Genomic DNA, 12,992 nt, shown 5'->3' on the forward strand with positions numbered 1-12,992 from the left:
ACAATCCTGTTTACTGACCACTACGGTCCATCGATCTAACCACTTCAACCAAGCGTAAGATATTTTCAATATCAACATTATCGACCTTGTCTAACTCCCGAACATGCGAGGCGATATTAGCCCCTAAAGTATCAGAAACTGCGGTTTCATTGGCGCTAACACTGGTAACATGGTTGTTATCATTACTGAATTCATGTTCGCCACTGCGGTCATCTTCACCGCTACTATTACCTTCACCGTGATTATCATCAAGAACCACTTCATCTGCCAGTTTTAATACTTCTTCAATAGAGGTTAAGCCTTGCTTGGCAAAATCCAGCGCTGATAATACCAATGGACGATAGAGTTTGCTCTTACGCGCTTCCGCCTCAAATTCTGCCGCCGACTCACGTCGTAATGCATCACCCATAGCATCATTCAGTTCTAATAACTCAAATACACCGATACGGCCACGGTAGCCGGTATAGTTACAGCTTTGACAACCAACACTGCGATAAAAATGTTCCTCGCCGAATGATTCATTGCCAATCCGCTCTAAACAAGCATGTTCACTGCTGGTCAGTTCATGGCTACTTTTACACTGGTTACATAATTTTCGTACTAAGCGCTGAGCAACAACAGCACGTAATGCCGCGCCAATTAAATAACCCGGCGCACCCATGTCCATTAAGCGCAATGCACAAGTGATCGCGTCATTGGTATGCAGTGTCGATAACACCATGTGTCCAGTTAAGGCGCCACGTAAACCAATTTCGACGGTTTCCTTGTCACGCATTTCGCCGACCAATAAGATATCCGGATCCTGACGTAAACAAGTACGTAGAATATGCGCAAAGTCTAAACCAATCTTAGGGTTTACCTGCACTTGACTGATCCGTGGTAGACGGTATTCCACCGGATCTTCCACGGTAATAATCTTTTTACCGGGTTCGTTTAGCTCGCTCAAGGCGGCATATAACGAGGTGGTTTTACCACTACCTGTTGGGCCTGTTACCAATACCATGCCATGCGGACGGCGGATCAAACCACGTAATCGCTTAATTAAGTCTGCAGGCATCCCGGTGCTTTCTAACTGGAAAATACCTGAATCTTGATTAAGCAAACGCATCACCACAGATTCACCGTATTGCACCGGCATCGTCGACATACGGATATCAATCGATTGATTACGAACCTTTAAATTAAAACGGCCATCTTGCGGTAAGCGTTTCTCGGAAATATCTAAACCGGCCATTAGCTTTAACCGTAATACCAACGCAGGTACGATCGCGACTTCATTCAAGATATTCTCTTGCAGCACGCCATCCACACGTAAACGAATACGTAAGGCTTTTTCATCAGGTTCAATATGAATATCCGAAGCGCCCACTTGCACCGCATCTTCAAACACCGAGTTAAGAAACTTAACCACCGTAGCTTCGCTAGAGGCATCGTCGACATCTTTAAAAATATCAAATTCTTGCGCTGGTCTATGCTCATCTTCTAGCTGACCAGCAAACGCTTCAATATCTTTGGTTCGGCGGTACAAACGATCGTACGCTGGTAATAACTGACTCTCTCGCACAATCGCAAATTCGAGTTGATACGAGGATAAGAAACTTGATATCGCTTCCACCGCATTCAAATCTGCCGGATCACTTAAGGCAATGGTCAAGGTCTCATGGTCGGCTTTAACCACTAATGCGCGGTGTCGACGAGCATGTACTTCCGGTAACTTAAGTACCGCTTGCGGATCGATATTTAGCGTAGCTATATTTAAAAATGGAATTTCCAACTGTTGAGATAAAAAGTTCAGCAGTTGCTCTTCAGTAATAAAATCGAGATGAATTAATGTCGCACCAAGCTTACGGCCGCTACTGCGCTGTTCTTTTAATGCTAAACCGAGCTGTTCATCACTGATGATGCCTTCACCAACAAGTAAGTCACCCAGTCGTTGTTTTAATTTTAATTGTGCCATTACTGTTTCTCCAACTGGGTAATTCGTGCATTGATATAGTTACGTGAAGACGCAGATAACTGCCCCATATTTTGGGCTGTGTGGTAAGCATTTAGCGCTAATCCCACTTGCTTGGCTTTATCTGCAGTAATACCCAGTCCTAACCACCATTTTGCGCGGTTAGGTTCATGAACGGTAAGTTTTTTATAAGCCACTAACGCGGTATCTAAATCATCCAGACTTTGCGCTAAACCAGCCAAAATCGCATAATACTCAACATTACCAGCAACCTGAGGTTGATGCGGTTTGAGATAATAATAAGCTTGTTGTTTATTGTTATTCTTGAGATAAATACGTGCCAGCATTAAGCGGAAATTAGTATATTCAGGCGATACACTTAAACCTTCTTGCAACAAATTAACCGCAGATTGCGTACGCTGCTCACCATATAACAGTGCCGCTAATTTCTCTCGCGCTAAATCATGCTGTTTATCAAAGCTTAATACCTTGCTAAAGAGTTTCTTCGCGTTTGCTTTGTCACCCGCCAATAACGCGGCTTCAGCTTGCTTGGCATATAACTGCGCTTGCTGTAGAGGCGTTCTTGTTACCGTTTTAATAACGACTTCATCTTCTGCAGGTGCTGTAGGATGCGCAGCAGGCGTCACAGGCACAACTTGTTGAATTGGTTTTTTCGGTGCAGTTACTGGACTCGGTTTAACCCTTACTGGTGTCGGCGGTTCAATTCGAGCAACGACAACTTTTGTCTCTGCTGTCACTGGAGCAACCGCTGAGTTAGCTATCACTGGCTTTCGGACAAAGGGTTTAGCCTGCTCAGGTTCAGGTTCAGGTTCAATAAGTATCGGCTTTTGCACTAGCTGGGACGCTAATTCTTCGCTGATCATCTGCTCGTCACTCGCTATAACCTCTTCAGCACCTACTGGTGATGAGGTCACTCTCTGTTGCCCGTTCACGTTCTCTGCGCGACTTTGTTTTTGCACAAAAAAATAGCCTGCTAACGCAGCAAAAATAACGATGGCAGAGCACAAGGTAATCACAAGTTTATTATGACGTTTAGGCGCTGCAACGATAACAGCGCCAGTCGATTCAACCATAGCTTGTTGTTGCTCTTTATCTAAGCCTTTTAGCATTTGATTAATAACACTCACAGCATTGACTCCCCAAACCACCAAATAACTAAAAATATTTCAATCACTAAAATACTCACCATGATAGGCAAGCGAAGATTACGTGGCTGAATGGCACTGTCGGTATCTTTTATTGCCAGCTTGACTAACTTGGCACTAATATTTCGCACATTTTGGCCATAACTCAGCATTAAACATTTATGCGCTAAGATATTTATTAAACGCGGAATACCACCACTGGCCTGATGTAATAATCGTAATGCTTTGGCTTCAAATAGCGGCGCACCGCGATAGCCTGATACCGTTAAGCGATGCTCAACATAGCTAGCCGTTTCATTGGTAAGTAAAGGTCTAAGTTGGTAAGAAAAAGTAATACGCTGACGTAATTGACGTAAATCATCTTGTTTTAAACGTACATCCAATTCTGGCTGACCAAACAACACCACCTGCATAAGCTTCTTGCTTTCTGTTTCTAAATTACTGATTAAACGCAACGCTTCTAACGTTTCATGCGGCAACATCTGCGCTTCATCGATTAACAACACCACTTGTTTGTCTTCGCCTGATAACGCAATTAAACGATGATTCAGTGCTTGGGTTAATTGCTGTTGATCTAAACTGGTATCAATACTTAATTCACTGGCAATAGCGGCGCGCATTTCATTTGGCGTTAAATACGGATTCGGCAAATAAGCAATCACATAATGCTCGCCAAGCTCATTGAGCAATTTACGGCAAATTAAGGTTTTCCCTGTCCCTACTTCACCGGTAACTTTAATAAAACCTTCACCGCTAGCAAGCGCTGTCGTCAATACTTGCAGCGCTTCAAAATGCGGGACTAAGGGATGATAAAATTGCGTGTTAGGCGTGAGACCGAACGGTACTTCGGTCAAACCAAAATGAGCTTTATACATTACCCTTGCTCATTTTTTGATTCAGTTGGATACCATTGTTCCAGCAACTCAGCCGAACGTTCCAATTCTAAACGCCAGGTATTTTGATCAACAACGATAGGTTTGATTAAAATAATTAACTCTGTTTTTTGTACTGATTGCGAACGACTGGTAAAGAGTTCTCCTAACCAAGGAATATCACCGAGGAATGGTATTTTAGCCACTAAGTCTTTATTGGCGGTTTTCATCAAACCACCAATAACAATGATCTCACCACTTTTAGCTTTCACCACTGTATCTGTTTCACGCACATCACTTTTCGCTAACGGTAAGACGATATCCGTCGCGGCAGAGATCGTTTTAGTCGAATCACTAACATCAATGATCGATGGATGGACATGCAATAACACCCCGCCTTCGCTATCGATTTGCGGAGTCACATCCAAGGCGATACCGGAAAAGAATGGCGTTAATTCGATATCTTGATCTGTGGTATCGTTTTCTGTTGATGTCGTGGTGGTATAACCCGTGACAAAATATTCGTCCGTGCCAACTTTAATCACCGCTTTTTGATTATTTAGCGCCGTCACTCGTGGACTTGATAATACGTTGACATCACCTTGGGTTTTCAGCAAGTTAATGGCAGCACTAAAGTCATTACCCGCTAAAGTTAAGACCCCGCCACCAGAGACAACATCAGCGACATTATCAATACCAAAACTAAACGATGAATCAGTGGCTACATTGGCATTATTTACGTTCCAATCAATACCTTGTTCGTAGCCATCATTTAATGTTACTTCCATGATCTTCACTTCAAGTAATACTTGGCGTTGTAATTGCTGCTCCGCTTTAGTAAGAAAGTCTTTTATTTTACGAATGTCTTTTGGATAACCATGTACAGTCACTAAACCCGCTTGTGGGCTAATAATGACTTGGGTATCGTCTTGATTTGCCGTTAAGCCTAATAAGGTATTTTCTAATTCAGCCCAATAATCGGTATCCGTTTGCGTTGATATCTCGGTGCCAGCACTCTTTGATGATGACGACGATGAGTCAGATGAGCTATTATCATCATTTGAAGAACTGCTCGACGAGCCATTGTCAGTTAAATAACCCGAGCTAATTGAGCTGTTTGATAAACCATTACGCTTCATCAATAAATAGTTCATTGGGATGATTTCAGTGCGAACACCGGCACCATTAACACGGTAGGTATTACCGTGACGCTTAATATCATAGCCATACATATCCGCAACGGCATCCATGGTTTCAGCAATGGTGACATCATTGAGCACCACAGTAACACGACCCGACACATCAGGATTCACAGTCAGATTATATTTCGTGCCTTTTAGTAAAGACCCGAAGAATTGACGCGCGGTTACCGATTTTGCCGAAATATCCATACGCGGCTCGACAACAGGACGGTTTAACGCATCACTGCTCTCAAAATCAGGCAATAATTCAGCATTAACATCATCCGGCACAGTCCAAGCTTGCGCTTGGGCATCGGCTCGATCGAGTTCTGCTTGAATGGACTCTTTGATCGCAACAGGCTCAAGTGGGCTACGCGTTGTTTCACAACCCGATAGAAATACACTTAAAATAATTGCAAGATACAACTTTTTCATAATTAAATTTGAGCCTTAATGTTTAATTTTACTGCCAAATAATGACAATCTAAATTCTTTATCGTTACGTATAAAATACACGAAGTCATCGGTAATTTGGCGGATCTGGAAACCAGATACCCAACTACCTGCGATCACTTCTTTACCGTTCATGATCGCTATGTGGCTATTGCCTCGGACAAAAATAGCCTGCAAATTTGGTGTCTGTATCCTTGCTTTAGTTTGAGTACGCACAATAGGATCTGCCGCTCCCCAAGGACCAGTAGGATCATCAAGTACATGACCGTCAATCACACCTTGCCCTGCTTGAACCAAGGTTGAGCTCAATAGAATGAATATAGGCAGTAGTAGTTTAACCACGAATAAACTCCTTATTTATACTCAAGGTATAGATTTCCATAACAACTTCAGCGGTTGGGTATGTTTGCATTTGATAATCAAATACTTCCCAGTAGAATTTTTTCGGCAATTGCTCAATAGAGTCCAGATACGCTTGAATATCAAAGAACGCACCCGTCATGGTAATACGTAACCCATGGCGATAAAGCAACACTTCAGAACCACTCGACTCCAAGACACTATTAATATTACTTGAAATAGCATCCGCTTTAATGAGTTCTTCAGAGTTAACTTCTTGCCCGCTAGCATTGGCCATTTTCGGCTTAGCTTGGCTTTTATCTTGCGCTTTTTCTTGCTCTGCGGTGTTATGACTATTACCGGTGATAGCAGTCACTGGTAGTGATTCGATAGCAAGCAATTTCACTTTTTTAGCTCGACTTAACACATCGCCCAGCACTAATGCCATTTGGTTGGAATTAATTAAATCTGCCGTCAGATCGGTTAATTTACCATTAGCTTGCTTAAGTTCATTTTCAGCACGTGAAATACGTAATTTGATTACTTTATTAGGATCAGTTACTAGTACTTGCTGTAACTCAGCAATAGTAAAATTATATTGTCGCTGTTGTTGTGTTAACGAAGATAGTTGGGTCGCTAATTGTTTATTACGCGCATAGTTAGGTTCGAGTACAAAGCTAAAAATGATATAAATAATCGCACAGGCCAGCGAACCGACAAGCAGCACGCGTTCACGCATCGACAACTGCTTAAATTTATCATTCATGGTTAGCCAATGTTGCTTGATCATTTATCGGCCTCCAAAATAGGCGTATTAGTTAAGGTAAACGCGATAATATCATCGTCATTGCGGGTGATGTTAAGCTGGCTAAATTCACGGCCTTGCAGTGATTTACCCGCCGAAAATTTACCAATCCAACGGGGGATCGCGTCATGATTACGTGCGATACCTTTTAACGTCATGCTGCTGCCCGCTAAACGAATTTGATTTAAGCGAATATCTTTATCGCGTTGTAAAGCTAAATCAGACATTAAGATAGCAAAACCACTGGTTTGCACTTGCGCTAACTTTGATAACTGCACCAATAACTCATCACGGTATTTTAAGCGTGTTTTTAATAGCGCGAGTTGTTGCTCTAAAGCCGGATTTTGTACATGACGAGCAACTTTATCAGACAGTACATCGACCTCAGTTTCCAATGTCGCGACCTTCTGTTTGACATTGTTGACTTGCTGCGTTAACGCTGAATTTTCATTTTCCGACATCACTGTTAGCGTCAGCATCAATAACAGTGAACAGCTAATAATCAGCAAAGCATGTGTTAACGCAAAGCGTTCTTTCTTTGGCCTAAACGCCTGAGTATATAAATTTACGCGAGTCTTCATTACAGTTTTTCCAAAGCGCCGCCAATGGCAGGTAAAAATCCAGAATCCATATTATCAGCAATCAATGCATGCTTTAGCGGCGTCACCGGAATAGTAAAATTGAGTTGCAGGCGGGTAATTAACGGTTCTAAAATATGACTCGGCAAGGCTAAGTTGATTTCTTTTACTTCAGGTAACTTCAACTGGCTCACCGCAAAGTCAGCTGAGCGTTGAATTTCCAAACTGAAATTATCCAGCAAGGGGCTATCAAGCTGATTTTCATGCAGGTCACGTAGACGAGCAAAACCACGTATACGGCGTGAAAAATACAATTGATTATCATGAATAATGGTGAGATTAACTTCTTGATAATCCTGCTGAGAAATTAACATTTGGGTATTTTTTTGTTTCGCGTCGGCAGGGGTATTAAATAGATTTGCCGTCGCTAATTCCTCAATAGCAATGCTGATAAGTTCGAGTTTTACTTGCTGTATTGCACTGACAATTAATTCAACCAAGCTTTTTGAACAATAAACTAAATTAATTTTATTTTGATTCGGCACCGAAAAATAATCGAATACCACAGAATCAATCGCTTCATGAATAAACTCTTTGGCAATGAAAGGTAATGAACTAGCAATTTCATTATCAGGCACATTCGGTTTGTCAATTTGTAATAACTGATACAGCTGGTTCGACAACACCACATGGCAAGTCGCTGCATCTAAATTATGTTTTGCGACCAGTTCACTGAGCGTTTTGACCAATTCAGATACATCATTAAACGCAATTGAATCAAGTACTGCAATAGCATCATTACCCAGCGACAAGGCACAAATATCAACGCGCTGCTTAGCGATAAAAACACCCAGTTTTGCTTGCTTGTGACGACTTTTAAACCAGGGTATACGCATAAGATTCTGTTGCACCTAAATAAATGAATAATGAATTATCAATTTCTTGCGGGCTATCATACTTTAATCGGCATTAAGTAGTAAGCAAAGTGTGATATTAGCACGGTTTTAACATCAGAGAAATGCACAAAAATAACATTCAAACCAACTAGTCTTCAAGCCAACACACTGACTTTATTACAAAAATAACCTTGAGCACCGTAAACGCCGAGTTTATTCAGCGCATCCCACTCACCTTTAGACTCAACACCGACAGCAATCACCTTGGTGGCGAGATTCACCGTGCCACCGAGAATACTGCGGATGGCTAATTGATTGATTTGACGTTTATGTAAGTCACGCACCAAACTCGGATGGATCTTGATAACGTCCACATTTAACTTTTTAATATAAGAAGAATCAACCACATCCTGACCGACCATATCCACTGCGAGACAACAACCGAGCGCTTTTAAATTTTTCGCTGGTTCGATTAGCATCTCCAAATTACGATTAATTTGATATTCATGGATCTCAAAATATAACAGTGAACGTAATGCCGCAGGTAAGCGAATAATATCTAAGTACACCGCGCGCATAAAACGTTTATCTAAATAACTCTGGATATCTAAGTTTATCCCGCAAGCAATGGGTTCACGCGTTTCTAAATTAGAGATAGCGTGCTCTACGGTCAGACGGTCAATACGTTTCAATACCCCACATTTCTCTGCCATCGGTAAAAATACCCCAGCATGTACCCAATCATCATTTTCATCTTTCAATCTTGGGTATATTTCATAACCTAATACTTGTTTATCTGCCATGCTAAGAATTAATTGCTGTTCATAATGGAAGCCATTATTGTTAAAGGTTTTATCAAACAAACCACGCCATCTCACGGTACCTTTGGCATACACAGGTACCTGTTCATCTTGCTCATATAAGAACCAACCGGAACAGCCTTGCAGCACCGCAATTTTTAAAGCTTGATCGACGCTTTCTAATACCTCTTCTGCATCTTCGCCGTAGTTATAAATAGCCACACCAGTATAAAATAATTCATCACAATCGACAGGGGTTGATAAGCTGACTCTGGATAGCAACTTATATAACTGCTTCATCACAATTTCTGATTCAGGTCCGGTGATCCTCGGTAATAAAATAATAAACTGATCACCACGATAACGCGCAAGTACAGAGCCGGTAAAACGATCGACAAATTTACTCAGTAATGCACTGACTGACTTCACCATCTCATCAACATCTGCAACGCCATGGTCATAATTTAATTGCGATAACTCATACATTTCTATCTTGATAACAGTACCCGCAATAACACCAGGGTCGGATAACATAGCCTCAAGTTGATTTAAAAAGAAATCACGGTTACCTATGCCTGTAGATGGATCAACGAAGGCGTTAGTACGCATATAGGAGTCAAAGCGGCTACGCTCTTTTTTGGTATCTTCAAGATCGGCGATTAACTTATCAAATGCACGGCTGGTTGCCTTTGGCCATTCAGATTCACAGCCAACAGCCACTTTGAGGTGGTCGCCATTAAGGATCTGATAACTGCGCAACGACAACAGCTCTGCGCCATACATGCCTTTTTTAAGTAATCGAATTGCAATAACTAAACCAAACAAGGCAATCACTAAGCCAGTTCCGACGCCAGTTAATAATACCGAGGGATATTCCATCGCGTAATATGGCGACAGCATCACCACCTTCGCAGTGAAGTCATTATTAACGCGTAATTTAAAGTTATATTCTTTAAGGAAGGAGGTCACGGCAACAGGATCAGGGGTATTAGCATCAAAGTAATAACTAACGATACCGTCTTTTTCGACAGTTAATTGTAATACCGAATGCGCGCGCAATAACTCAGGCAGCCAGAATGCAAAACGCGGTTCGCTATCTTCCATTGCCAGTTGCTCATCCATGACATCAATGAGACGGGAAATATTTTGTTTTTGAGTTTCAATCGCCAATTCGCGTAAACTCACCGCACCGCCGAGCAGCACTACACCGACTGATGAAAGCACACAAAAGATAATAAAACCAATCAGTTTATTGGTAAATTTCATATATTCTTATACATCCCTATATCAGAATCTAATCTTGCAAAAATTTAATTTTGTTGATGATAACTAACTTACCGTATCGTCATCGATTCTACGGCATTTCAAAATGAAAAGCAGATAATATACCGAACGGTATCAAGAATAAAAAACCAGTTTAGCGAGTAATACGAATAAAAAACAACTAATTTTAGGCTCGATTAAGTATAAATGTGACCTTAATCCACCGCTAAAATGAATAATTTTTTTCCATATTTATCGTTATAATTTCAAATCATAACACTATGTTGTTATTTATTGTCTCATCAATTCCTGAACTACAAATAATAAAAAACCCCGAAAATCGAGGTTCTTATATCATCATGTTAAACAATCAATTCGGGAGCTAAAACGGAATGTCGTCATCAAAGTCAGCAGATGGTTCGTTAAAACCTTGCTGTGGTGCTTGAGGCGCTGCTGCAGGTGCTTGCTGTTGTGGAGCATAGCTTTGCTGCTGTGGAGCCTGTTGCTGTGGAGCTTGTTGTGGCTGTTGGTTACTATTGTTATAACCGCCACCTTGCTGTTGTGCAGGTGCTGCAGCCGGTTGTTGTGGCTGACCCCAACCTGCATTTTGATTCTGCTGCTGTTGTGGCTGTTGGTTATTACTGTTGTAACCACCTTGCTGCTGTTGTTGACCGCCTTGACGGGCACCAATCATCTGCATTACACCGTTAAAACCTTGTACTACAACTTCTGTAGTGTAACGGTCTTGGCCATTTTGATCTTGCCATTTACGTGTTTGTAAGGCGCCTTCAATGTATACCTGTGAACCTTTACGTAGGTATTCACCAGCAATTTCCGCTAGTTTACCGAATACAGCAACACGGTGCCATTCAGTTTTCTCACGCTGTTCGCCAGTTTGCTTATCACGCCACGATTCACTTGTCGCAATCGTTAGATTGGCAACCGCGCCACCATTTGGGAATGAGCGGATTTCAGGATCATTACCTAAATTACCAAGAATAATTACTTTATTTACGCCACGACTGGCCATGCTAGCTCCTGTGCTGTTCACGAACCAGGTTCAAAGCCTGGTCTATTTCAAAATCTTTAGTCGCTTTTAAATAAGCGACCTGCTCTTCTAATACTACTACAGCTTCATTAATACCGGATAGCGATATTAGCTTTTCGGCTATTAATTCAGCTTCTCTTTGGTTTGCGATGGTCACAGCGATAGTATGCGCCTTCACTTGACCGACATTTTCTAGCCCCAAAGAAATAACAAACCACACTATCATTACCGCAGCAATAATAAAGAATAAACCTTGAGAACCCAATTGCGTATACAAACTACCCGCAATAATACCGCCACAAAATGCACCCGCAAACTGTGAGGTTGAGTAAATGCCCATTGCCGATCCCTTAGCACCAGCCGGAGCTGACATAGAGATCATCGCAGGTAACGAAGCTTCTAAAAAGTTAAACGCGGTAAAATACAACACAATCGCTAAGCCAAATAGCCATAGATTACCATTTGCAAAGCCCATGACACACAAGGCAACACCCATTAATGCAATGGCGAATAAGAAAAATTGTTTATTCATTTTCTTTTTCGCCGCAATAATCAACATCGGCACCATCAGTATAAATGATAGCAGTAATGCCGGGAAATATATCCACCAGTGGTGCTCACCAACTAGTCCTGCCGCCTCTAACTCAAATGGCAGTGATACAAATACTGCAGTCAGGGTTAAGTGTAATACAAAGATACCCACATCGAGACGCAATAATTGCGGATCCCGCAACATGGCTCTTAACTTGTTTTTATTGGTACTGGCATCGCCCGCTGGCGCTTTGGTTGTGGAGTTCGGCACAATATAATGCACCACTAACATACCAACAATAGCCAAGGCAGCAGTAACAAAGAAGATACCTTTAAGACCTATCCATTGTGCTAATACCGGGCCCGCCACCAACGAAAACGCAAATGACAGTCCGATACACATACCAATGACCGCCATCACTTTAGGACGTTGTTGCTCACGAGTGATATCGGCAGCTAACGCCAGAATAGCACTGGCAACAGCGCCAGTTCCTTGCAATATACGTCCGAAAGCCACGCCGTAAACGGAATCAGCCATACCGGCGACAATACTACCTAAGCAAAATAGGCCTAAACCAGCAATAATAACGGGCTTACGACCAATACGATCAGACAACTGCCCCATCGGTATTTGCAGCATCGCTTGGGTCAAACCATAAGCACCGATCACGATACCAACCCACAGTGGCGAATAACCGATTAAATCACGCCCATAAATAGCAAAAACAGGCATGATCATAAATAACCCCAGCATTCTTAAGCCAAATACTAATGCTAACGACACCGCTGTTTTTTGCTCTAATTTAGATAAAGCTACATTATCCATAATTAATCCATCAACCCCTTAATATTTACAGCGCCATGTTAACACGTCATGCCAGCTGACAATAAAAATTTATTTAAAACAAAAACAATGACGCTCGCCATGCTTTAGCATTAACAAAAAACAAAAATAACCGTAAAACACCAAGTTGATAATAGTTAATGACATTAAACGCCAAAATAAGACAGCAAGACAATGAAAACCAAAGTGTATACAAGGTTAAACCATTGATACCGCTAAACGATAAAAGTATGAGTCGAGATAAACCGGAATGCTAACTTGA

At 41.7% G+C, this 12,992-nt stretch carries 11 protein-coding genes; all 11 read right to left on the reverse strand.

The window, feature by feature from the left end:
• Positions 1 to 10: 10 nt before the first annotated feature.
• Positions 11 to 1,957, reverse strand: a complete 1,947-nt coding sequence (locus tag CXF93_RS20335; RefSeq protein ID WP_101064325.1) for a GspE/PulE family protein — start codon at positions 1,955 to 1,957, stop codon at positions 11 to 13.
• The gene (locus CXF93_RS20340) at positions 1,957 to 3,102 is read right to left on the reverse strand and encodes a tetratricopeptide repeat protein (RefSeq protein WP_101064326.1); all 1,146 of its coding nucleotides are present in this window, start codon (positions 3,100 to 3,102) and stop codon (positions 1,957 to 1,959) included. The genes CXF93_RS20335 and CXF93_RS20340 overlap by 1 nt, the downstream gene beginning before the upstream one ends.
• Entirely contained in the window at positions 3,099 to 3,995 is an 897-nt protein-coding gene (locus CXF93_RS20345; protein ID WP_101064327.1) for an ExeA family protein, read from the reverse strand. The genes CXF93_RS20340 and CXF93_RS20345 overlap by 4 nt, the downstream gene beginning before the upstream one ends.
• Positions 3,995 to 5,608: a pilus (MSHA type) biogenesis protein MshL gene (mshL, locus tag CXF93_RS20350; protein WP_101064328.1), complete on the reverse strand. Its 1,614-nt coding sequence runs from the start codon at positions 5,606 to 5,608 to the stop codon at positions 3,995 to 3,997. Before mshL ends, CXF93_RS20345 begins: the two co-directional genes overlap by 1 nt.
• 15 nt (positions 5,609 to 5,623) lie before the next feature.
• Complete coding sequence (locus CXF93_RS20355; protein ID WP_101064329.1) at positions 5,624 to 5,968, reverse strand: MSHA biogenesis protein MshK; 345 nt, start codon at positions 5,966 to 5,968, stop codon at positions 5,624 to 5,626.
• A complete protein-coding gene (locus tag CXF93_RS20360) occupies positions 5,961 to 6,755 on the reverse strand; it encodes a glucose-6-phosphate isomerase (RefSeq protein WP_101064330.1) in 795 nt (264 codons plus the stop codon). The genes CXF93_RS20355 and CXF93_RS20360 overlap by 8 nt, the downstream gene beginning before the upstream one ends.
• Positions 6,752 to 7,351: an MSHA biogenesis protein MshI gene (locus tag CXF93_RS20365; protein ID WP_101064331.1), complete on the reverse strand. Its 600-nt coding sequence runs from the start codon at positions 7,349 to 7,351 to the stop codon at positions 6,752 to 6,754. The genes CXF93_RS20360 and CXF93_RS20365 overlap by 4 nt, the downstream gene beginning before the upstream one ends.
• The gene (gene pilM, locus CXF93_RS20370; protein WP_101064332.1) at positions 7,351 to 8,244 is read right to left on the reverse strand and encodes a type IV pilus biogenesis protein PilM; all 894 of its coding nucleotides are present in this window, start codon (positions 8,242 to 8,244) and stop codon (positions 7,351 to 7,353) included. Before pilM ends, CXF93_RS20365 begins: the two co-directional genes overlap by 1 nt.
• A 155-nt stretch (positions 8,245 to 8,399) precedes the next feature.
• A complete protein-coding gene (locus CXF93_RS20375; protein ID WP_101064333.1) occupies positions 8,400 to 10,310 on the reverse strand; it encodes an EAL domain-containing protein in 1,911 nt (636 codons plus the stop codon).
• A gap of 379 nt (positions 10,311 to 10,689) precedes the next feature.
• A complete protein-coding gene (ssb, locus tag CXF93_RS20380) occupies positions 10,690 to 11,337 on the reverse strand; it encodes a single-stranded DNA-binding protein (RefSeq protein WP_101064334.1) in 648 nt (215 codons plus the stop codon).
• A 1-nt stretch (position 11,338) separates the two neighbouring features.
• Positions 11,339 to 12,712, reverse strand: coding sequence for an MFS transporter (locus tag CXF93_RS20385; protein ID WP_101064335.1), 1,374 nt, complete (start codon positions 12,710 to 12,712; stop codon positions 11,339 to 11,341).
• Between the last annotated feature and the right edge of the window lie 280 nt (positions 12,713 to 12,992).

It is taken from the genome of Moritella sp. Urea-trap-13 (assembly GCF_002836355.1).
Lineage (GTDB): Bacteria > Pseudomonadota > Gammaproteobacteria > Enterobacterales > Moritellaceae > Moritella.